We start from the raw sequence: 20,525 nt of genomic DNA, 5'->3' as shown, positions 1-20,525 counted from the left end.
GTACCGGCAGTGCTGGAAGGGTTCATGCGATGATGGCGAAGGTTCGGGTCTACGGCTCTCTGGTGGCGATGCTCGCCGGCACGGCGGCACTCTCCGGCTGCATGAGCAGCCCCACCTACGGCACCGACAAGACCGCGGCCGAACATCTGGTGGACGATCTCGGCTCGACACTCGCGTTCACGCCCGACACCAACAAGACCAACACCAAATACCAGCCGCGCGCCGGCCTCGTGCTGCCACCGGGCAAGGAAGCCGCGACTCTGGTGCAGCCACAGGCGACGCTCGCCAGCCGCGAGAACAATCCTGCCTGGGTCGAATCGCCCGAGGAGACGCGCCAGCGTCTGCGCGAGGAGGCTGATGCCAACAAGGGCAGCACCACGTACGTCTCGCCGCTTGCCAAGGCCAGCGCGAACGGCCGCCAGTTGAGCGCCAAGGAGCAGCAGGAGGCCTATCGCGAGGCCCGCCGGATCCAGATGGGCGCCTATTCCGACAAACGCCGATTCCTCTCCGATCCGCCGCTCGAATATCGCAAGCTGCCGGAACAGGCCGTTGCCGATCTCGGCGAACCGGAAAGGGTCAAGGAGCGTCGCCGCAAGCAGGAAGCGGAGATGAAGAACACCGGCAGCAAGTGGTACTGGCCCTTCTGATCCGGACGCCCGTGACGGCGCTTCGTGCGTCGCCGTGATGTCTCTTCAAGATCAGGCGCTTTTCCCATGACCCTGACAATCCGCGATGCGGTGCGGGCCGATGCGCCTGTGATCCTCGGTTTCATCATCGATCTCGCGACCTACGAGAAGGCTGCCGACGCGGTCGATGCGACGGTGGACAGCCTGACGGACACGCTGTTCGGCCCCAAGCCGGCCGCGCGGGCTGTGATCGCCGAGAAAGACGGAAGGCCTGTCGGCTTTGCCATCTTCTTCTACAGCTACTCCACCTGGCAGGCCCGCAAGGGTCTTTATCTCGAAGATCTCTATGTGGCGCCCGAAGCGCGCGGCACAGGGGCGGGCAAGGCGCTGCTGCGCCACCTCGCCCGCATCGCGCTCACCGAAGGGTGCGGGCGCTTCGAATGGTCGGTGCTCGACTGGAATGCACCGGCCATTCGTGTCTACGACGCCATCGGCGCCAAACCGCAGAGCGAATGGATCCGCTATCGCCTGACCGGCGACGATCTCGCCGCCTTTGCCGATGGCGATGCGATGAAAACGGGTGATCAGGACGCCTGAGCGGGCCCAAGCGCGTCCGTACCGACGACATAGCCCTTCGATTCCAGGCCATTCAGCGCAATGAGATGAACGATTTCGCTCGGCGCAGCACAGAGATCGCCTATCACCTTGATCGTCAAGCCGTGCGCGAGCTCCGACAGCGCCGTGAAGATCACGCAGTTCTGCGTCATCATCCCGCAAATGAAGAGTTCGCTCGTTCCGCCGAGATGGGTCTTGAGGTCGGTTTCCTGGAAGGCGTCGGCATGGGCTTTCGTCACCACCGGCGCATCGCCGGCGGCAGCGAGGATGGCCGGGCGGATCTGGCCGCCTTGGCTGCCGGCCGCAAACAGGCCCTCGGCCTCGGGCGAGACATGCTGCACCAGCACCACCTTGTCGCCGCGCGCCCGCGCAGCGCCGATGGCGTCGACGATCCGCGCCTCGGTTTCCTCCGGCTGCCAGAGCGGCAGATGGCCGCCGGGGAAGTAGTCGTTCTGGACATCGATGACGAGAAGGGTACGGGTCATTGGGGGTGCTCCTTGGGTTGGCCCCCTCTTTATCACCCGGCTTTTCCGCTGACACTGGGTGGGGACAGGATTTCGCCTGACGACGGTGTCACGTCACGGCTGGCGGCCACCATGCGCGACCTTTTTCGGGCGCCCGCCCTTGCTTCCGTTCAGACGGGCTGCGCGGGCCTTTGCGTCCGACCTTGCTTCCCCGGCGCGTTGCGCCATCCAGCGTCGCGTGCCGAAAATGCCGGAAACGAGGCCGGCCACGGTGAAATCGACATCCAGCTTTTCCCAGTGCAGACCGGTGCCATCGTCGAGAATTTCGATGTCGCCCAGCGCCTCGTCCGATGCGTTGCGCAGCCCCTCCGCAAGCTCCGGCGGAAAGGCGAAGAGCGCACCGTTGGCGAGTTCGATCACGGTCCGGCGGCTCGCAGTATCAAAGCGCGCCGCGCTCGCTCGGGTGGCGGGCGTTACAGCGGCCGCTTCACGCGCCAAGGCCGCATCGATTTCGGCATCGGTCAACTCATTCATGCAAATCTCTCCACCGCTCGAAAGACATCGCGCTGCTCACGCGTGATCTGTATCGCCCGGCGAACGTCACTTCGGCTCATGCCACGCGCCCAGACCAGCGTGACGTCGGCCGCGCCCACCAGATTTATCTTCGCCTCGCCATCACCGAACACATGGACGTGGGCCGGCTCATGATCGTCCTTGAAGATCACAAACCGAAGTCCAGCGGCTTTCAACACCGTTATCATTCCATATAACCCATCCGGTTGGGTTTTTCGATCAAGGCTCGCTCGAGCCCTCCCGCCGCTCCCGGAAGAACGCCTTGAGGATCTCGCTCGCTTCCGTCGCCGCAAGGCCGGAATAGACATCCGGCGCATGGTGGCAGGTGGGCGCGGAGAAGAAGCGCACGCCATTGTCGACCGCGCCGCCCTTTTCGTCTTCGGCGCCGTAATAGAGCCGGCGGATGCGGGCGAAGGAGATGGCTGCGGCGCAGAGGGTGCACGGCTCCAGCGTCACGTAGAGGTCGGCGCCGGGCAAACGGTCGCTGCCGAGCCGGGCGCCGGCCTGACGGATCGCCAGCAGTTCGGCATGGGCGGAAACGTCGGAGAGCTCGCGCGTGCGGTTGCCGGCGGCGGCGATGAACTCGCCATCGAGCACAACCACCGCGCCGACGGGCACCTCGCCGCGTAGCGCCGCCGCACGCGCCTCCTGCAAGGCGCGCTGCATGAAGAGCGAGCCGGGCGTCGCCTCCAAAACCGTCTTTTCGCCGTCCGTCATCCGATTCTTCCGCGTCCGGGCCCGGTTTGCCCGCAACTTTCCGCTTAACCGCAAGGCCCCGACCTGATAGGAGAGCGCCAAAAGGCAGGCAACACAAATGACAGACAAAGACAAGCCGAAGAAGCCGGGCGCCGCAAAGGCGACAGGCCGCAAGCCGGGTGCGAAGCCCGGCGGAAAATCCGCACCCCGCAGCGCCTCCTTCGGCGGCGATGGCCCGCGTCGTGGCGACAAGCCGTTCGCCGGCAAGGATGGGAGCAAAGGCTCCTACGCAGCCAAGGGCGGCAGCGACGTGCAGAAGCGCAAACCCCGCCCGCAGGACGGCGATGCGCCGCGTGCGAAAACCTCGCGGCCGAAGGCCGCGGATGCGCCCGTCGCCTCCGCCGTCAATGACGAGCCGCAGCGCATTTCCAAGGTGCTGGCCCGCGCCGGCGTCGCTTCGCGCCGCGACATCGAGCGGATGATCAGCGAAGGCCGCATCACCCTCAACGGCAAGCTGCTCGACACGCCCGTCGTCAACATCACCCCGTCTGACGAGGTGCTGGTGGATGGCGAGCCGGTGCGCGGCCCCGAGCGCACGCGCCTGTGGCTCTACCACAAGCCGGCCGGCCTCGTGACGACCAACTCCGACCCCGAGGGTCGCCCGACCGTGTTCGAAAACCTGCCGGAGGAGCTGCCGCGCGTGCTCTCCATCGGCCGCCTCGACATTAACACCGAGGGCCTGCTGCTGCTCACCAATGACGGCGGTCTGGCCCGCGTGCTGGAGCTGCCGACCACCGGATGGCTGCGCCGCTACCGCGTGCGCGCCCATGGCGAGATCGACCAGGCCGAGCTCGACAAGCTGAAGGAGGGCATTGCCGTCGACGGCGTGCTCTACGGCGCCATCGACGCGACGCTCGACCGCACGCAGGGCTCCAACGTCTGGCTGACGATGGGTCTGCGCGAAGGCAAGAACCGCGAGATCAAGAACGTGCTCGGCGCGCTTGGCCTCGACGTGAACCGGCTGATCCGCATCTCCTACGGTCCGTTCCAGCTCGGCGACCTGCCGGAGGGCGGCGTGCAGGAAGTGCGCGGCCGCATGCTGCGCGACCAGCTCGGGCCCCGCCTCATCGATGAGGCCAAGGCCAATTTCGATGCGCCGATCTACAATGACGGCACCGACAGCTTCGACGGCCGTCCGGCCCGCGAGGGTGACGACACGCGTCCTTCCGGCCGCGACGACTGGAAGAAGGAAGCCTTCTCCGACCGGCCGCAGCGCCGCATGGACAAGGGCGAGCGCCGCGAGGAGGGCCGCGCCCGCCTCGACACCAGGCCGGCCCGTGGCGGCAAGGATTTTGGCGCACGCGGCGATGACCGGCGGGACGGCAAACGCGATGAGCGGCGCGACGACCGGCCGGCCCGCGTGCCGGCCAAGCGCGCCCGCACCGCCAATGTCTGGATGGCGCCGGGCGCCCGCCCGATCGCCGAAAAGACCGAGAAGGATGGATCGGAAGAACCGATCATCCGCCGCGAGGATGACCGGCCGCGCGGCAAGCGCTACGGCAAGTCGGCCGATGGCAAGACCAACCGCACGGGCGCGAAGTTCGACCCGGACCGCAAGGCCGAGCGTCAGGCGCGCGCCGATGCGGCGCGCCCGGTCATTCACCGCGACGAGGACGACAGCGACTGGATCCGCAGCGCCGACCGGCCGCAGCGCCGCGACGAGCGCGATGGCGAGCGGGGCGGTGAGCGTGGCCGTGGCCCGCGCCGCGATTTCGGCGGCAGCGGCGATCGCGACGCCCGCGGCCCGCACCGCAGCGAGGGGCGCGACGAGCGCCCGGCCCGCGGCGATGGCGAGCGGGGGTCCTTCAGCAAGGGCCCGCGCAGCTTCGGCGACCGCGCAGACGGGGGCAGCAAGCGCTTCGTTGACCGGGACAGCAAGCCGGGCTTCGGCGGCCGGGATGGCAAGCCGTCCTTCGGCAAGGGACCCGGCAAGGGCCGCAGCTTCGGAAGCAGCGCCGATGGCGAGGGTGGCGGACGCGCGTCGTCCGGCAAATCCTTCGGCAAGCCCGGCTTCAGCAAGGGTCCGCGCGCCGGTGGCGACCGTCCTTCCGGTGATCGGCCATCGGGTGATCGTTCGGGCGGAAAGGGCGGCTTCGGTGGCAAAGGTCCAGGGGCCAAGGGTCCCGGCGGTCGTCCAGGTGGCAACCGCTCCGGCGGTCGTCCCGGCGGCAATGGCCCGCGCGGCGGCCGGGGCGCCTGATGCGCGTCGTCGGCGGTGAGTTTCGCGGTCGCGCGCTGGCGGGACCGAAGTCGGATGCGATCCGCCCGACCACGGATCGCACGCGCGAAAGCCTCTTCAACATTCTCCAGCATGCCCATGCGGGCGTGCTGGAGGGTACGCGCGTTCTCGACCTCTTTGCCGGCACCGGCGCCGTCGGCATCGAGGCCCTGTCGCGGGGCTGCCGCTCCGGCATTCTCGTCGAGCAGAGCGTCGAGGGGCGCGGCATCATCCAGAGCAATATCGAGACGCTCGGCCTGCAAGGCCGCGCCCGGATCCTGCGCCGGGATGCGACGGATCTCGGCAAGGTCGGTAATCTCGACCCCTTCCATCTGCTTTTTGCCGATCCGCCCTACGGGCAGGGGCTTGGCGAAAAGGCGATCGCGGCGGCCATTTCCGGCGGCTGGCTGGTGCCGGGGGCGCTCATCATCCTGGAAGAGCGCGCGGATGTGGTGTCCGTTCTGCCGGAACGCTGCGCCTTTCTCGACATGCGGGAATTTGGCGACACGCGCATGCATTTCTACCGCTTCGAAGGGTAGACCTCACCGCCGCGCTTTGGCCACATGCGCCCGTCATCGCTTGCCGCTACATTCGTGCACAGCGCGTTCCGCTGCGCTTTCCAGACGCGGGGCGGGCCCGAACGACATGACAGGAGCGAGAGCGCGCCATGGCCGACCAGACCCCTCAGTCCAGCGACATCCCTGAGGCCAGCGCCCTTCCCGTCGGCATGCCACTCTCGCCACGCGCATCCGGGCCGACCGTCGCGGTGGCCTTCGGCGGTGGCGGGGCGCGCGGGCTGGCGCATCTGCATGTCATCGAGGTGCTGGACGAGATGGGCATCCGCCCGGTGGCCATTGCCGGCTCCTCGATCGGCGCCATCATGGGGGCCGGCATGGCGGCGGGCATGCCGGGCCGTGACATCCGCGACTATACGCTCGCCACGGTCGGGCGGCGCGGCGAGGTCTTCAACCGCCTCTGGAGCCTCAGGCCGACGACCCTCAGCCAGGCCATGACCAATGGCTTCCGCTTCGGCCAGTTCAACATCGAGCGGATCCTCAAAGCCTTTCTGCCGGAGACTATCCCGGAGGATTTTTCAGGCCTTGCCATTCCGCTGAAGGTGACAGCGACCGACTATTACGGGATGCACGAGACGATCTTCGAGCGCGGGCCTGTGCTCCCGGCCATCGCCGCCTCCTGCGCCATCCCCGCCGTCTTCATGCCCGTGAAAATCGACGGGCGCGTGATGATCGATGGCGGCATCTACAATCCCATCCCCTTCGACCATCTGCGCGCGCTGGCCGACATCGTCATCGCCGTCGACGTGGTCGGTGGCCCCGATGGCGACGGCGAGACGATGCCGACCCGCATCGACAGCCTGTTCGGCGCCACGCAGCTTTTGATGCAGTCGATCATTTCCATGAAGCTGAAGGCAGGCGCCCCGGACATCCTGCTGCGCCCGGACGTCAACCGTTTCCGCGTGCTGGACTTCCTGCGCGCGGGCGAGGTGCTGGCCGCCACGCAGGGCATTCGCGACGAGTTGAAGCGGGCGCTGGATGCGGTGATGGCGGGGCGCGTGGGCGGTCTGTAAGGGGGCCGCTGTACGTGGGGTCTACCCCCTCTCTGCCCTGCCGGGCGCTGTAGAAGAGCCTAACCCGGCCCGATGCGTCTGCTGCGCCGCACCGGCGCATCACCCCACCAGCCGCTTTGCGGCGACCTCCCCCTTAAGGGGAGGTAGGGAGTGTGCGGGTGCAGCCTTCTCCCCTCACGGCGAGGTAGGGCGTGTGTGGCGGCGGCATCCTCCCACCCGCCCCTTGAGGGGCCGGGTCGGCGCTTGCGCCGGGGTGGGGTGATCAAGGGGCAGGCCAGAGCTGACACGGGGGGCGCAGAGCAAGGCACAACTCAGCCACCAATCCCTACCCTGCCCCTACCGCACCTCTTCCACCTCGGGCAGTTCGCGGCCTTCCTCGGCTGTGTGGGCGTGGTCCTTCTTCGGCTTGACCAGCGGTTCCGGACGCACCGGCTTGGAATGCAGCATATGGCGGCCGGCGGTGATGCCTTCGACGGCCTGGGCGTCGAGACGGGCCTCGTCGCGGCGGCGGATGTCGTCGGTGATGGCCAGCGCCTCGTCGTCGCCGATGCCGAGGGCTTCCAGCGTGGTGCGCCCGAAGACGAGACCGGACTCGAAGGTTTCGCGCAGCTCATAGTCGACGCCGGCGGCCCGAAGTTCCAGCGTGTGCAGGCGGTCATAGGAGCGCACGAAGAGGCGGGCATTGGGATATTCCGCCTGCACCAGGGCCACGATGCGATCCGTGATCTCCTTCTTCTGGGTGCAGACGGCGACGATCTTGGCCTTTTCGATGCCGGCGGCGCGCAGCACGTCGAGCCGCGCGCCGTCGCCGAAATAGATACGGAATCCGAAGGTGGCGGCCTGGCGAACGCGGGCGGCGGAATGGTCGATGATCGTCACGTCACGGCCGCCGGCAAGCAGGATCTGCGAGGCGATCTGGCCGAAGCGCGAAAAGCCGATCATCAGCACGTCGGCGCCGGCGCCCTCGAAATCCTCCTCCAGTTCCTCGCGGTCGGCGACGTCCTTCACGGTCAGGCCGGCCAGCGCGGTGACGGCTGGTGTCAGCGCCATGGAAACGGTCACGACAACGACGAGAAGCGAAGCGGTGCCGTCGGTGAAAATGCCCGCGGTTGCCGCCGTGGTGAAGAGCACGAAGCCGAACTCGCCGCCCTGCGGCAAAAGCGCGGCGATGCGGATCGCATCATTGTGGCCCGAGCCCGTCGCCCGGCAGAGGCCGTAGACGACGACGCCCTTGACGAGGATGACGACCGGCACGGCCAGGAGGATGAACATCCAGTTCTCTTTGATGACCTCAAGCTGCAGGGAGAGGCCCACCGCCATGAAGAACAGCGCCTGCAAGATACCACGGAAGGGCTCGATATCGGCCTCGAGCTCATGCCGGTAGCTGCTTTCGGCCAGCATGACGCCGGCAAGGAAGGCGCCCATGGCCATGGAAAGGCCGGCCACCTGCATGACCGTCGCGGCGCCCATGACAACCAGCAGGGCCACGGCGATCATCGCCTCGCGCGCGCCGGTGCGGGCAATGATCTGGAAGAGCGGGTTCAGCGCATACCGCCCGGCCGCCACGACGCCGCCGATGGCGATGAGCGCGATGGAAAAATCCTGCAGCGGGGTCGTCGTTGCCTCCGGCGCCTGGTTGGCCAGAAGCGGAATCAGCGCCAGGAGCGGCACGATCGCCATGTCCTGCAACAGCAGGACGGAAAAGGCGCGCTGGCCGTAGCGCGTGTTGATGTCGTTCTTCTCCTCGAGGATCTGCATGGCGAAGGCCGTGGAGGACAGCGCAAGGCCGAAGCCCGCGATGATCGCGCCCTCCCAGTTGAGCAGGCCGCAATAGAAGCCGAGCGCGGAGAGCGCCGCGCCCGTGATCAGCACCTGCGCGGTGCCGAGGCCGAAAATGTCGCGCCGCATCTGCCAAAGGCGGGATGGCTTCAGTTCCAGCCCGATGATGAACAGGAGGAAGACCACACCGAGTTCGGCGACGTGCAGAATTTGCTCCCCTTCGGTGATCTGCGCGGCGATCGGCCCGATGATGACGCCGGCGGCGAGATAGCCGAGAACGGTGCCGAGACCGAGCCGCTTGAACAGCGGCGCGGAGATGACGGCGCCGCCAAGCAGCAGCAGGGCCTGCGAATACATTACGGAGGACGTGGCCATGGAATGAGGTCTTCGCTTTTCGAAAGGGAGAGGGAATCAGGTGCGAGCCCTTGATGCCCCCGGCACTGCACAATAAATGGGAAGGGAATGAAAGGCCAAATCATGACCGAAGAGATCGATTCCGCCGCGCTGCTTGCCCGCGCTGAAGACCTTGTCCAGCGTGCGCGAAAGGCGGGGGCCGATGCGGCCGATGCCGTCGTGGTGCGCGGCCGCTCCCGCTCCGTCGCCGTGCGTCTCGGCAAGGTGGAATCCACCGAGGCGTCGGAGAGCGATGACTTCTCGCTCCGGGTCTTCGTCGGCAAGCGCGTTGCCAGCGTTTCGGCCAATCCGGGCTTCGATCTCGGCGTGCTCGCCGAACGCGCCGTCGCCATGGCGAAAGCCTCGCCGGAAGACCCCTATGCCTGCCTTGCCGAGGAAGCGCGCCTTGCCAGAACCATCCGCGATCTCGAGCTTTTCGATCCGACCGAGGTCTCGACGGAGGCGCTGACCGACGCGGCGCTCGCGGCCGAAGATGCGGCGCTTGCGGTCAAGGGCGTGACCAATTCCAGTGGCGCCGGTGCCTCGGCCGGCTCCGGCGGGCTGGTGCTCGTCACCTCGCACGGCTTTTCCGGCGCCTACAGCGCCAGCCGTTTCGGCCGCTCCGTCAGCGTTATCGCCGGCGAAGGCACGAAGATGGAGCGCGACTACGATTTCGACAGCCGCCTCTACTACCGCGACTTGCGCGATGCCGCCGATATCGGCCGCAAGGCGGGCGAGCGCACCGTGGCACGCCTCAATCCCCGGCAGGTGCCGACCATGAAGGGCCTGACCGTGGTTTTCGATCCGCGCCTGGCGCGCGGGTTCGTCGGCCACATCGCCGGTGCCATCAACGGCGCCTCCGTTGCCCGCAAGACGAGCTTCCTGCGCGACCGCATGGGCAAGCAGGTGCTGAAATCGGGCCTCTCGATCACCGATGATCCGCTCGTCGTGCGCGGCTCCTCTTCGCGGCCCTTCGACGGCGAGGGCGTGACGGGGGAGCGCCTCGTGATGATCGAGGATGGCGTGCTGAACCACTGGTTCCTCTCGACCTCGACGGCGCGCGAGCTCGGCCTTGAAACCAACGGGCGCGGGGTGCGCGGCGGCAACAGCGTCTCGCCCTCGCCCACCAACCTCGCGCTTGAACCGGGCGGCATCGCGCCCGAAGACCTCATCCGGCAGATCGGCACCGGCTTTTACGTCACCGAACTGATCGGACAGGGCGTCAACATGATCACGGGCGAATATTCGCGCGGCGCCTCCGGCTTCTGGATCGAAAATGGCGAACTGACCTATGCCGTCTCGGAAGTGACGATCGCCTCCAACCTCAAGGAGATGTTCATGGCCATCACCCCGGCCAACGACATCGACCGCAAATATGGCGTGGCCGCCCCGACCATCGCCATCGAAGGCATGACCCTTGCCGGCACGTGACGCGCCATCCGCCCCTGGCCCCTTTGCCGGCGATCTCGATCTCATCACCCGCGCCGCGCAGGAGGCCGGTCGCACGGCGCTCGGCTATTTCCGCAATGCGCCGGAGGTGACGTGGAAGAATGGCGGCCACTCGCCCGTCAGCGCGGCGGATTTTGCGGCAAACGACGTGCTGAAGGAGATGCTGCTGCCGGCCCGGCCGAATTACGGCTGGCTGTCGGAGGAGACGGACGACGATCCGGCGCGGCTCGCCTGCGAGACGCTTTTCGTGGTCGATCCCATCGACGGCACCCGTGCCTTCATTGCCGGCAAGGATCTGTGGTGCGTTTCGGTTGCCGTCGTGCATGCCGGCCGGCCGGTGGCGGGCGTACTCTATGCGCCGGCACTCGGCGAGATCTTCCAGGCAACGCTTGACGGGCCGGCGCTGAAGAACGGCACGGTCATTGGCGTGGCGCGGGAAGGCGACGCGGCCCTGAAAGTCGCCTCCGCCGAGGACATGATCGCGCGGCTCGAACCCGGCTTTCGCACCGGCGTCAGCCGCGTCCAGCATGTTCCTTCGCTCGCCTATCGCCTCGCCATGGTCGCGGACGGGCGGATCGATGCCACCATCGTCAAGACCGGCTCCCACGACTGGGATCTGGCGGCCGCAGATCTGATTTTAGAGAGAGCCGGCGGCACGCTGCAGATGCTCGATGCCAGCCCGCTGACCTACAACAGGGCGAGTGTCAAACACCCCGTCCTGTGCGCCGCAGCCAATGACCGACTGGCCGGGCTGATCGCCGCCGGACAGGCCATGGAAGGGCATTGACCTTTGCGGCGGAATGCCCCAAACCAGCCCTGAAAGCGGTTTGAACGATGGATTTCCGATGCCCGACACCTCTGAAAAGAAGCAACTGCTGCACCTCGTCTTCGGCGGCGAACTGACCACCCTGACCGGCCTCGAATTTCGTGACCTGTCGAAGCTCGATATTGTCGGCATCTACCCTGACTACGCGTCGGCACTGACCGCGTGGAAGAGCAAGGCGCAGTTGACGGTCGACAATGCGCATATGCGCTATTTCATCGTTCACATGCACCGCCTGCTCGATCCCGGCAGCGAATAAGCGTCGAAACGAAGGGTAAAAGCGGCGCCGGCCGCGGGCCTCCCAGGCGCATGCCTGAAATCCGCCGTATCTGTGGGGAATGGCGGCAGGGCAGCGTGTGCGCCCGTGCGAGCCTCTTTGCTCCGGGCTCAGTCTGCAAGGGGCGGCCGTCTTCCCCTCAAGGAAATGCCGGCGACGTCAGGGGAATGATGACGGTATGAGCAGGTTGTATGCGCGCGCGATGCTTTCCACCTACCGGCTGGCCGGGCAGGCGCTTGCGCCCGTCATCTGGAGCTATCTGGCACTGCGCACCGCGCGCGGCAAGGAAGATCCCAAGCGCCGCAGCGAACGTTATGGCCATGCGAGCCAGCCAAGGCCGGAGGGCCCGCTGGTGTGGTTTCACGCCGCCAGCGTCGGCGAGACGGCTTCCGTCGTGCCCCTCATCCGCGAGGTGCGCAAGCGCGGCATCTCCGTGATCCTGACGACGGGAACGCGCACCTCCGCCAAGGTGGTCTGCGAGCGCCTGGCCGATACGGTCATCCACCAATATGTGCCGATCGACCTGAAGCCCGCCGTCAGCCGGTTTCTGGACTATTGGCAGCCGGATCTCGCCATCATCGCCGAGAGCGAGATCTGGCCGATGACCATCATGGAGCTCGGCGCCCGCCATATCCCGCAGGTGCTCGTCAACGGCCGCATGTCGGACCGCACCTTCAACCGCTGGAAACGGCGCCCGGCGATTGCCGATGCGATCTTCGAAAATCTGGCGCTGGTGATTGCCCAATCCGATATCGACGCGGAGCGGTTTACGGCGCTTGGCGTGCTGCCGGTGATGGTGTCCGGCAACCTCAAGGTCGATACCGACGCGCCGCCCCACGATCCCGCGACCCTTGCTGCCTATCGCCAGCAGATCGGCGCCCGCAAGACCTGGGCCGCCATCTCCACCTTCGAGGGCGAGGAGGCGGCCGCCGGCACCGTGCACCGGGCCCTGAAGGAGCGGCTCGGCCAGCTCTCGATCATCGTGCCGCGCCATCCGGAGCGGTCGGACGCGGTGGAAGCCGCCCTCGTTGCGCAGGGGCTGAAGGTGGCGCGCCGCACGCGTGGCGATGCATTGACGCCGGATGTCGACGTCTTTCTCGGCGACACGATCGGCGAAATGGGGCTTTACCTGCGCCTCACCGATGTCGCCTTCGTCGGCCGCTCGCTGTTTGCGGAGGGCGGACAGAACCCCTTGGAACCGGCCATGCTCGGCTGCGCCATCCTCTCCGGTCCCAATGTGCAGAATTTCCGGGACGCCTATCAGACCCTGACGCGCAGCGGCAGCGCCAAGATCATCCGTGACGTCGAGATGCTGGCCAAGGGCGTGCATTATCTCCTCGCCAACGACGCAGTGCGTCACGGCATGATCGATGCGGGCCAGCAGAGCGTGCACGAGATGCGCGGCGCGCTCTCGGCAACCCTGCGCGGGCTGGAGCCCTATCTCAATCCGCTGACGATGAAGGCCCGGCTGCAACTGCCGAACGGCCGCGGCGCCTGACGCGACGGCCGCTTGCGACGGCGCAGCCGGGCAGTTGCGCGCCGCCCTTCCCCGGCTATTCTCCGTCCCTAACCGTCCCTGCCCGAAGGAAGCCAAGATGAGTGACGCCCACCGCGCCGATACCAAAGCCGCGCCCCTGGACCCGGCCGGCCGGCAGCGCATTGCCGGCATTCTCTTCGACAAGGACGGCACACTGCTCGACTATGCGAAGAGCTGGGTGCCGATCAATTACGAGCTCGGCCGGCGCGCCGCGCGGGGCGACGAGGCGCTCGCCCGCACCATTCTTGCCGAGACCGGCATGGACCCGGACACCGGATATGTGACGCCGGACAGCCTGCTGGCCGCCGGCAATACGGTGGAGATCGCCGAGGGCATGATCGCGGCCGGTTCGCCGCTCTCGCTTGCCGACCTCACCATCGCGTTCGACAACCTCTTTGCCATGGCCGCCGACTACTCCACCCCCGTCACCGATCTCGGCGCCTTCTTCGCGGGGCTGAAGGCGGCCGGCTACCGCCTCGGCGTCGCCTCCAGCGACAATGAGCGCTCGATCCGCGAGACGGCCCGTCGCTTCGGCTTTACCGACTGCCTCGACTTTGTCGCGGGCTACGACAGCGGCTACGGCATCAAGCCCGAACCCGGCATGGTGCTCGGCTTCTGCGCCGCGACCGGCCTTGATCCGCGGCAGGTGGCCGTCGTCGGCGACAACAATCACGATCTCCATATGGGCCGCGCCGCCGGCGTCGGCCTCACCGTCGCGGTGCTGACCGGAACCGGTTCCCCCCAAAGCCTTGCCGCCGCCGCCGACCACGTACTCGCCGATATCACCGAGCTTCACCGGGTGCTGTGAGGCGGCGGCGGGGCGGGAACGACTTGCAAACGCAGCCGTTCTGGCCTTTTGTGTCGCGCCGGGCGGGGTGCGCGGCGGAGGGAATCGGACGAGATGGTATCAGAGGCACCGCCCTTCTGGTGGATGAAGGCCGGCTGGCAGGCATTTGCGCTGGCGCCGCTGGCGCTTGCCTATGGCGCTGTCTCGGGCGCGCGCATGAACCGGGCGCGGCGGCGCTCCGTGCCGGCGCCGGTGCTGTGCATCGGCAATTTTACCGTCGGGGGGGCCGGCAAGACGCCGACCGCGCTTGCGATCGCCCGTGCCGCCAGGGGCATGGGCCTTAACCCCGGCTTCCTCAGCCGCGGCTATGGCGGCACGCTCGACGTGACGACGCTGGTCGATCCGGCCCACCATCGCGCCCGCGATGTCGGCGACGAGCCGCTGCTGCTCGCCCGCGAGGCCTTGACCGTCATCTGCCGCAAGCGGCTGCAGGGCGCGCTCCGGCTGATCGAGGCGGGCGCCGATCTCATCATCATGGATGACGGGTTCCAGAGCGCACGGCTCGTCATCGACTATGCCCTCGTCGTCGTGGATGGCGGGCGCGGCATCGGCAACCGGTTCGTCGTGCCGGCCGGCCCGGTGCGCGCGCCGCTGGCCGTGCAGATGCGCCATGCGAGCGCGCTCCTGAAGGTGGGCGACGGCGAGGCGGCGGACCCCGAGGTGCGCCGCGCCGCCCGCGCCGGCAAGGGCGTTTTCCGTGCCGCCGTCTCGGTGCTGAACGGGGCGGAGGTGGCTGGCCGGCGGGTGCTGGCCTGGGCGGGCATTGCCGATCCCGCCAAGTTTCACCGCTCGCTGGCAGCCGTCGGCGCCGAGATCGTCGACACCGTCAGCTTTCCCGACCACCACGTGCTCTCAGACGACGAGATCGCCGATCTTCTCGCCCGTGCCGAGCGCGACGGGCTGACGCTGGTGACGACCGCCAAGGACGAGGTGCGGCTGGAGCGCTCCAACCCGCTTGCCGCAGACCTCGCGGCACGCTCGCTGGTGCTCACGATCGAGATGGGGTTCGACGATCCCCTGGCGCCGGCAAAGATCATCACCGAAACGCTGGCGCGGGCGAAAACGCGGCGGCTGGCCGAGGGCGGGGTTGGCTGGCGGGGGTAGTGGGAGGCTTGGGCCTGTCCATGCGGAACATCACACCCCCCTCTGCCCTGCCGGGCATCTCCCCCACAAGGGGGGAGATTGGATGGGCGCGCGGGCTTCCCGCCCACGCGGCATTTTGCAGACCGAGAAGCCTCAATTCATCGTGGGGAGCATGCCTCTGGGCGATCTCCCCCCTTGTGGGGGAGATGTCCGGCAGGACAGAGGGGGGTGCGGCGCTCAAAAGGAAACGCCGCACCCTCTCCCATCACCCCGTGAAGCCAAGCTCGCGGAGAGCTGCGGCATCGCGGGCCGAGACATCCGGGTAGGCGGGGTCGGAGCCGACATCCTTGGTGATGCGCCAGGAGCGGGCGCATTTGGTGCCTTCGGCGCGCGCCGGGACGACGACGACCTTGGCGACATCGGCGAGGCGGAAGGCATCCGCCGGGCCTTCACCCTCGACGATCGTCACGTCCGAGGTGATGCAGATTTCCGCGAAATCCTCGCCCTTCAGGGCCGCCAGCAGCTCGGCGTCGGCAATGTGGACGACGGGCGCGGCTTCCAGCGAGGAGCCGATGCGCTTTTCGCGGCGCTCGATTTCCAGCGCACCGGTGACGACGGAGCGGACCGTGCGGATCTTTGCCCACTTGGCGGCGAGCGCCTCGTTCTTCCAGTCGGCCGGGATCTCAGGGAACTGCTCGAGGTGCACCGAGACCGCATCCGGCTTCTTCGACAGCCAGGCCTCTTCCATGGTGAAGGGCAGCATGGGGGCGAACCAGACGACCAGGCTTTCGAACAGCTTGCGGATCACATGCAGGGCCGCGCGACGGCGCAGCGACGACGGGGCGTCGCAGTAGAGCGCATCCTTGCGGACGTCGAAGTAGAAGGCCGACAGTTCCACATTGGCGAAGTCGGAGAGCGCGCGCACGACACGCTTGAAGTCGAAGGCGTCGTAGCCGGCGCGCACGACCTCATCCAGTTCCGCCAGACGATGCAGCATCAGCTTTTCGAGCGCCGGCAGGTCGGCATGGGCGATCTCCTCGCCCGTGTCATGGGCGAGCGTGCCGAGCATCCAACGGATGGTGTTGCGGATCTTGCGGTAGGCGTCGATGTTGGTCTGGATGATGGTCTTGCCGAGGCGCTGGTCTTCCCAGTAGTCGGTGTTCATGACCCAGAGGCGCAGGATATCGGCGCCCGATTCCTTCATCACATCCTGCGGCGTCACGGTGTTGCCGAGCGACTTCGACATCTTGCGGCCGTCTTCGGCCATGGTGAAGCCGTGGGTGATGACGGCATCATAGGGCGCGCGGCCACGCGTGGCGCAGCTTTCGAGCAGCGAGGAATGGAACCAGCCGCGATGCTGGTCGGAGCCTTCCAGATAGACATCGGCCGGCCACTTGAGTTCCGGGCGATCCTCCAGCGTGAAGGTGTGGGTGGAGCCACTGTCAAACCAGACGTCGAGGATGTCGCGGACCTGCTTCCACTCGGCGGGATCGTAGGCATTGCCGAGGAAACGCTCGGCCGCGCCTTCCGCGAACCAGGCGTCGGCGCCTTCGGCCTCGAAGGCTTCGAGGATGCGGGCATCGACCGCGTCGTCGCGCAGGATATCGCCGGCCTCATTGGCGAAGACGCAGATCGGAACGCCCCACGCCCTTTGACGCGAGAGAACCCAGTCCGGGCGCTGCTCGATCATGCCGCGCAGGCGGTTCTGGCCCATGGCGGGAACGAAGCGGGTGTCGTCGATGGCGCCGAGCGCGCGGGTGCGGAGCGTCGAGCCGTCGCCGAGATCCTTGTCCATGTAGACGAACCATTGCGGCGTGTTGCGGAAGATAACCGGCTTCTTGGAGCGCCAGGAATGCGGGTAATCATGCTTGATGCGACCGCGGGCAAACAGGTTGTTGGCCGCGATCAGCGCCTCGATGACGCGCTTGTTGGCATCGCCCTTCTTGCCGTTGTCGTCCATGACGCGCGCGGCACCGCCCTCGGCATCCGGACCGAAGCCGGGCGCTTCGGCAGTGTAGAAGCCGGCGTCGTCGACGGTGAAGGGGATCTTCGCGGAGATGCCACGGGCTTCGAGGGCGCGGGCAGACGCCATCCAGGCGTCAAAGTCCTCGCGGCCGTGGCCGGGCGCCGTGTGCACGAAGCCCGTGCCGGCATCGTCGGTGACGTGGTCGCCGTCGAGCAGCGGGACGGCGAAGTCGTAGCCGAGATGCGCGAGCGGGTGGGCTGTAACGATTTGCTTCAATTCGTCTGCATCAACAAATGTCAATCGTTTGAGAGTGACCTTTGCTTTCGCTGCACACTCCTCCGCCAGCCTATCGGCAAAGATAAGCCACTCGCCAGGGCGAGGGCCGAAATCATTCACCGCCGTTTGGATTTCATAAAGTCCGTACGAATACCGAGATGAGAAGGAAATGGCACGGTTTCCAGGGATAGTCCAAGGAGTTGTAGTCCAAATAACAACAGATGCATTACCCAACATTGACGCGTTAAAGATCTGACCATTCGGCATACGCTCGCGAGCTGCCGATACATTTAGATCTGCACCATTAATCACCGGGAACTTCACCCAGATCGTGTCGCTCTCGACCTCGTGGTATTCGACCTCGGCCTCGGCAAGCGCCGTGCGTTCCACCACCGACCACATGATCGGCTTGGAGCCGCGATAGAGCTGGCCGGACTTGGCGATCTTCAAGAGTTCGCCGGCGATGCGGGCCTCGGAATGGTAGGCCATCGTCGTGTAGGGATTGTCGAAATCGCCTTCGATGCCAAGGCGCTTGAACTCGCCGGCCTGCACGCCGATCCAGCCTTCGGCAAATTCGCGGCATTCGCGGCGGAATTCGTTGATCTCCACCTCGTCCTTGTTCTTGCCCTTCTCGCGGTACTTTTCCTCGATCTTCCACTCGATCGGCAGGCCGTGGCAGTCCCAGCCGGGCACGTAGGCGGCGTCGCGGCCGCGCATCTGGAAGGAGCGAACGATGACGTCCTTCAGGATCTTGTTCAGCGCGTGGCCGATATGGATGTTGCCGTTGGCATAGGGCGGGCCGTCATGCAGGGTGAATTTCACCCGGCCGGCGGCCGAGGCGCGCAGCTTCTTGTAAAGCCCCATCTCCTGCCAGCGCTTCACCGTCTCCGGCTCCTTCTGCGGCAGGCCGGCGCGCATGGGGAAATCGGTTTCGGGGAGGTAGAGCGACTTGGAATAATCGACTTTGGTGGTCTCGGCGGTTTTATCGGCGGTTTTATCGGTCATGGCTCTGCTATCGGTTCTCTCTGGCGCCCGGAGGATCGGCGCACGGCATGGCAAAGAAAAATGAAGACGTGAAACGGGCAGCCTCGGCACACCCGAAAACCCGGACCCTCCGGCCTCGCTCAGAGAACGCGGAAGGCCGGGCCGGTAATTCGCAGATCGATGATCGGCCGATGAAACGTCATGGCGCGGTCTTTACGGCTTTTCGCGGTGGAAGGGAAGAGGCTGAAGGGGTGGTGATGGGCTGCTGGTTCCGCCTCTCGCCGTCATCCTCGGGCTTGACCCGAGGATCCAAGCCTCGTCCACTGCATTTGCCGCATGGATGATCGGGTCAAGCCCGACCATGACGGAGGAGAAAGGGCAACCACCCACCGCCTCTGATCAGAAGCACAGCCGCCGGTCGATTTCGCTGAGGGGCCGGACGCCGGCCATCAGGGCGCGGGCTTCGGCGTCGTCCTGCTTCATCTGCACAACCAGCGCATCGAGGCCATCGAACTTCATTTCGTCGCGCAGATGGCCGAAGAAGGAGACGGCGCAGATCTGGCCGTAGAGGTCGCCGGAATAATCGAAGACGAAGGTTTCGAGCAGCGCCTCGCCGTTGCTGTCGACCGTCGGGCGGCGGCCGAAGCTGGCGACGCCATTGTAGAGCGTGCCATCGGCCATGCGGAAGCGCACGGCGTAGATGCCGGTGCGCAGGGCCACCTCGGGCGCAAGGCGCATGTTGGCGGTGGGATAGCCGAGCGTGCGGCCGAGCGCCTTGCCGTGGATGACCTCCGATTCCACCGTGTAGCGATAGCCAAGCATGCCGGCGGCGGCCACGACGTCGCCTGCGACAAGTTCGGCGCGCACGTGGCTGGAGGAGATGACGGCGGCGTTTTCATCCCGGAAGGCATCGACCAGCGTGACGCCGAAACCACCCTCGGCGCCGGCGGCCATCAGGAAGGCCGGGCCGCCTTCCCTGCCCTTGCCGAAGTGGAAATCGAAGCCGGTGACGACGTGGGAGGCGTGCAGCCAGTCGAGCAGCACGCTCTCGATGAAGGCGCGTGCCGTCATCTCGGAGAAGGTGCGGTCGAAGGGATATTCGATGACGGCGCTGAAGCCCATGGATTCGAGGATGCGGGCCTTGAGCGGCGCAGGCGTGATGCGGAAGACCGGCATATCCGGCCGGAAGACGGAGCGCGGATGCGGCTCGAAGGTGAGCACCAGCGCCGGCACGCCGCGGGCGCGGGCCTCGTCCAGCGCACGGGCCAGCACGGCCTGGTGGCCGCGATGCACGCCGTCGAAATTGCCGATGGCGATGACGCCGCCCTTCAGGGGTTCCGGCAGGGGCTGGCGGGTTTCGTTGCGGTGGAAGACGGTCATGGTGGAAACCCTATGCGAGACGCGGCATCCAGGCGGTCGGCGTTGCACCTTCGCGGGCGAGGAAGGCCTTCAGCTTGCGCTCGTCGATGCGCCCCTCGGCGGTGTAGTCGCCGGCATGGATGCCGCCGGAGATATAGAGAAGATCGAGGCCGAAATCCTGCGCGCCCTTCACGTCGGTCGGCATGCCATCGCCGATGCAGATGACGCGGCGCGGATCGAGCGCCCCGCGCAGCGCCCGGGCTTCGGCAAGGGCGGCGCGGTAGATGGCGGGGTATGGCTTGCCGGCAATCGCCGTTTCGCCGCCAAGCTCGCGGTAGAGCGCCGCGAGCGCCCCGGCGCAGGGGATCATGCGATCGCCGCGCTCGACCACGAGATCGGGATTGGCGCAGATGAAGGGCACGCCGCGCGCCGCAAGACCCGACAGCGTGGCGCGGTAATCGGCCGGCGTCTCGGTCTCGTCGTCGAAGAAGCCGGAGCAGACGATGCTCTCGGCGCTGTCTGCGCCGACCAGCTCGACATCGAGACCGTTGATCAGCGCCAGATCCCGTTCGGCGCCGATGAAGAAGATGCGGCGCGGCGCGGTGGCGATCAGCGCCCGCGTCACATCGCCCGAGGTGACGATGCGGTCATGGGCCTCATCCGGCACGCCAAGGCCGCGCAGCTGGGTCAGGACGCTGGGATTGGGGCGCGGCGAATTGGTGAGCAGCACGACGGTGACGCCGCGCCGGCGAGCGGCCATCAGCGCCTCGGAGGCTTCGGCGAAGGCGGCCACGCCATTGTGCAGGACGCCCCAGACGTCGCAGAGCACCACGTCGTAGCGGTTTGACAGATCGCTGAGGGCAGTGATGCGAGGGGTCATCCAGTCTTTCCGGCAAGCTTTCCAAGCGCCTG

19 protein-coding genes are annotated in these 20,525 nt (G+C 66.9%); 11 read left to right on the top strand and 8 right to left on the bottom strand.

Annotated features, from left to right (window positions below; all coding sequences use genetic code 11):
- The first annotated feature begins 29 nt into the window (after nt 1-29).
- Both F3H41_RS14970 and F3H41_RS14965 read left to right on the top strand, forming a co-directional pair.
- Nucleotides 30-647 carry a hypothetical protein gene (locus tag F3H41_RS14970; RefSeq protein ID WP_149739491.1) on the top strand — a complete coding sequence of 206 codons (618 nt, stop codon included), beginning with the start codon at nt 30-32 and terminating at the stop codon, nt 645-647.
- Nucleotides 648-713: 66 nt separating this feature from the next.
- The gene (locus F3H41_RS14965; RefSeq protein WP_149739490.1) at nt 714-1,223 is read left to right on the top strand and encodes a GNAT family N-acetyltransferase; all 510 of its coding nucleotides are present in this window, start codon (nt 714-716) and stop codon (nt 1,221-1,223) included.
- Here the strand turns inward: F3H41_RS14965 and F3H41_RS14960 are convergent.
- From F3H41_RS14960 to F3H41_RS14945, 4 genes are all read right to left on the bottom strand, one after another.
- Nucleotides 1,211-1,726: an isochorismatase family protein gene (locus F3H41_RS14960; RefSeq protein WP_149739489.1), complete on the bottom strand. Its 516-nt coding sequence runs from the start codon at nt 1,724-1,726 to the stop codon at nt 1,211-1,213. The genes F3H41_RS14965 and F3H41_RS14960 overlap by 13 nt on opposite strands.
- Nucleotides 1,727-1,819: 93 nt before the next feature.
- Nucleotides 1,820-2,239, bottom strand: coding sequence for a DUF2442 domain-containing protein (locus F3H41_RS14955; protein ID WP_149739488.1), 420 nt, complete (start codon nt 2,237-2,239; stop codon nt 1,820-1,822).
- Nucleotides 2,236-2,466 (bottom strand): DUF4160 domain-containing protein, encoded by a 231-nt coding sequence (locus F3H41_RS14950; RefSeq protein ID WP_244616215.1) that lies wholly within the window; start codon nt 2,464-2,466, stop codon nt 2,236-2,238. The genes F3H41_RS14955 and F3H41_RS14950 overlap by 4 nt, the downstream gene beginning before the upstream one ends.
- 31 nt (nt 2,467-2,497) lie before the next feature.
- Nucleotides 2,498-2,995, bottom strand: coding sequence for a nucleoside deaminase (locus F3H41_RS14945; protein WP_149739487.1), 498 nt, complete (start codon nt 2,993-2,995; stop codon nt 2,498-2,500).
- A 97-nt stretch (nt 2,996-3,092) separates the two neighbouring features.
- On the opposite strand from F3H41_RS14945, the gene F3H41_RS14940 reads away from it, so the two are divergent.
- The 3 genes from F3H41_RS14940 to F3H41_RS14930 all read left to right on the top strand — a co-directional run bounded on the left by F3H41_RS14940 (nt 3,093) and on the right by F3H41_RS14930 (nt 6,840).
- Nucleotides 3,093-5,234 (top strand): pseudouridine synthase, encoded by a 2,142-nt coding sequence (locus tag F3H41_RS14940; RefSeq protein WP_149739486.1) that lies wholly within the window; start codon nt 3,093-3,095, stop codon nt 5,232-5,234.
- Nucleotides 5,234-5,791 carry a 16S rRNA (guanine(966)-N(2))-methyltransferase RsmD gene (gene rsmD, locus F3H41_RS14935; RefSeq protein ID WP_149739485.1) on the top strand — a complete coding sequence of 186 codons (558 nt, stop codon included), beginning with the start codon at nt 5,234-5,236 and terminating at the stop codon, nt 5,789-5,791. Before F3H41_RS14940 ends, rsmD begins: the two co-directional genes overlap by 1 nt.
- A gap of 188 nt (nt 5,792-5,979) precedes the next feature.
- Nucleotides 5,980-6,840 (top strand): patatin-like phospholipase family protein, encoded by an 861-nt coding sequence (locus F3H41_RS14930; protein ID WP_149739651.1) that lies wholly within the window; start codon nt 5,980-5,982, stop codon nt 6,838-6,840.
- 336 nt (nt 6,841-7,176) lie between these two features.
- Here the strand turns inward: F3H41_RS14930 and F3H41_RS14925 are convergent, their stop codons facing one another.
- Complete coding sequence (locus F3H41_RS14925; protein WP_149739484.1) at nt 7,177-8,994, bottom strand: monovalent cation:proton antiporter-2 (CPA2) family protein; 1,818 nt, start codon at nt 8,992-8,994, stop codon at nt 7,177-7,179.
- 102 nt (nt 8,995-9,096) lie between these two features.
- On the opposite strand from F3H41_RS14925, the gene F3H41_RS14920 reads away from it, so the two are divergent.
- The 6 genes from F3H41_RS14920 to lpxK all read left to right on the top strand — a co-directional run bounded on the left by F3H41_RS14920 (nt 9,097) and on the right by lpxK (nt 15,049).
- The gene (locus tag F3H41_RS14920; RefSeq protein ID WP_149739483.1) at nt 9,097-10,443 is read left to right on the top strand and encodes a TldD/PmbA family protein; all 1,347 of its coding nucleotides are present in this window, start codon (nt 9,097-9,099) and stop codon (nt 10,441-10,443) included.
- Nucleotides 10,430-11,248, top strand: coding sequence for a 3'(2'),5'-bisphosphate nucleotidase CysQ (locus tag F3H41_RS14915; RefSeq protein ID WP_149739482.1), 819 nt, complete (start codon nt 10,430-10,432; stop codon nt 11,246-11,248). The genes F3H41_RS14920 and F3H41_RS14915 overlap by 14 nt, the downstream gene beginning before the upstream one ends.
- A 58-nt stretch (nt 11,249-11,306) precedes the next feature.
- On the top strand, nt 11,307-11,543 hold the full coding sequence (locus F3H41_RS14910; protein ID WP_149739481.1) for a DUF4170 domain-containing protein: 237 nt from the start codon (nt 11,307-11,309) through the stop codon (nt 11,541-11,543).
- A gap of 196 nt (nt 11,544-11,739) precedes the next feature.
- The gene (gene waaA, locus F3H41_RS14905; protein ID WP_149739480.1) at nt 11,740-13,059 is read left to right on the top strand and encodes a lipid IV(A) 3-deoxy-D-manno-octulosonic acid transferase; all 1,320 of its coding nucleotides are present in this window, start codon (nt 11,740-11,742) and stop codon (nt 13,057-13,059) included.
- A gap of 97 nt (nt 13,060-13,156) precedes the next feature.
- Entirely contained in the window at nt 13,157-13,906 is a 750-nt protein-coding gene (locus tag F3H41_RS14900) for an HAD family hydrolase (protein WP_149739479.1), read from the top strand.
- A gap of 93 nt (nt 13,907-13,999) precedes the next feature.
- A complete protein-coding gene (gene lpxK / locus F3H41_RS14895) occupies nt 14,000-15,049 on the top strand; it encodes a tetraacyldisaccharide 4'-kinase (RefSeq protein ID WP_149739478.1) in 1,050 nt (349 codons plus the stop codon).
- A 244-nt stretch (nt 15,050-15,293) separates the two neighbouring features.
- On the opposite strand, the gene ileS is transcribed toward lpxK, so the two are convergent.
- From ileS to F3H41_RS14875, 3 genes are all read right to left on the bottom strand, one after another.
- Nucleotides 15,294-18,275, bottom strand: coding sequence for an isoleucine--tRNA ligase (gene ileS / locus F3H41_RS14885; protein ID WP_149739477.1), 2,982 nt, complete (start codon nt 18,273-18,275; stop codon nt 15,294-15,296).
- 378 nt (nt 18,276-18,653) lie between these two features.
- Nucleotides 18,654-19,634 (bottom strand): bifunctional riboflavin kinase/FAD synthetase, encoded by a 981-nt coding sequence (locus tag F3H41_RS14880; protein WP_149739476.1) that lies wholly within the window; start codon nt 19,632-19,634, stop codon nt 18,654-18,656.
- 10 nt (nt 19,635-19,644) lie between these two features.
- The gene (locus F3H41_RS14875) at nt 19,645-20,493 is read right to left on the bottom strand and encodes a TIGR01459 family HAD-type hydrolase (RefSeq protein WP_149739475.1); all 849 of its coding nucleotides are present in this window, start codon (nt 20,491-20,493) and stop codon (nt 19,645-19,647) included.
- Between the last annotated feature and the right edge of the window lie 32 nt (nt 20,494-20,525).

This window comes from Rhizobium sp. RU20A (assembly GCF_900155885.1).
In the GTDB taxonomy this organism is placed as follows: Bacteria; Pseudomonadota; Alphaproteobacteria; order Rhizobiales; family Rhizobiaceae; genus RU20A.
The sequence above is the reverse complement of the archived record's forward strand: the minus strand, read 5'-3'. Positions and strand labels throughout refer to the sequence as shown.

Bases quoted from the DNA above. Each gene is read 5' to 3' on its own strand.
- F3H41_RS14970 (WP_149739491.1), top strand. From the start codon at position 30: ATGATGGCGAAGGTTCGGGTCTACGGCTCTCTGGTGGCGATGCTCGCC.
- F3H41_RS14965 (WP_149739490.1), top strand. From the start codon at position 714: ATGACCCTGACAATCCGCGATGCGGTGCGGGCCGATGCGCCTGTGATC.
- F3H41_RS14960 (WP_149739489.1), bottom strand. From the start codon at position 1,726: ATGACCCGTACCCTTCTCGTCATCGATGTCCAGAACGACTACTTCCCC.
- F3H41_RS14955 (WP_149739488.1), bottom strand. From the start codon at position 2,239: ATGAATGAGTTGACCGATGCCGAAATCGATGCGGCCTTGGCGCGTGAA.
- F3H41_RS14950 (WP_244616215.1), bottom strand. From the start codon at position 2,466: ATGATAACGGTGTTGAAAGCCGCTGGACTTCGGTTTGTGATCTTCAAG.
- F3H41_RS14945 (WP_149739487.1), bottom strand. From the start codon at position 2,995: ATGACGGACGGCGAAAAGACGGTTTTGGAGGCGACGCCCGGCTCGCTC.
- F3H41_RS14940 (WP_149739486.1), top strand. From the start codon at position 3,093: ATGACAGACAAAGACAAGCCGAAGAAGCCGGGCGCCGCAAAGGCGACA.
- rsmD (WP_149739485.1), top strand. From the start codon at position 5,234: ATGCGCGTCGTCGGCGGTGAGTTTCGCGGTCGCGCGCTGGCGGGACCG.
- F3H41_RS14930 (WP_149739651.1), top strand. From the start codon at position 5,980: ATGCCACTCTCGCCACGCGCATCCGGGCCGACCGTCGCGGTGGCCTTC.
- F3H41_RS14925 (WP_149739484.1), bottom strand. From the start codon at position 8,994: ATGGCCACGTCCTCCGTAATGTATTCGCAGGCCCTGCTGCTGCTTGGC.
- F3H41_RS14920 (WP_149739483.1), top strand. From the start codon at position 9,097: ATGACCGAAGAGATCGATTCCGCCGCGCTGCTTGCCCGCGCTGAAGAC.
- F3H41_RS14910 (WP_149739481.1), top strand. From the start codon at position 11,307: ATGCCCGACACCTCTGAAAAGAAGCAACTGCTGCACCTCGTCTTCGGC.
- waaA (WP_149739480.1), top strand. From the start codon at position 11,740: ATGAGCAGGTTGTATGCGCGCGCGATGCTTTCCACCTACCGGCTGGCC.
- F3H41_RS14900 (WP_149739479.1), top strand. From the start codon at position 13,157: ATGAGTGACGCCCACCGCGCCGATACCAAAGCCGCGCCCCTGGACCCG.
- lpxK (WP_149739478.1), top strand. From the start codon at position 14,000: ATGGTATCAGAGGCACCGCCCTTCTGGTGGATGAAGGCCGGCTGGCAG.
- ileS (WP_149739477.1), bottom strand. From the start codon at position 18,275: ATGACCGATAAAACCGCCGATAAAACCGCCGAGACCACCAAAGTCGAT.
- F3H41_RS14880 (WP_149739476.1), bottom strand. From the start codon at position 19,634: ATGACCGTCTTCCACCGCAACGAAACCCGCCAGCCCCTGCCGGAACCC.
- F3H41_RS14875 (WP_149739475.1), bottom strand. From the start codon at position 20,493: ATGACCCCTCGCATCACTGCCCTCAGCGATCTGTCAAACCGCTACGAC.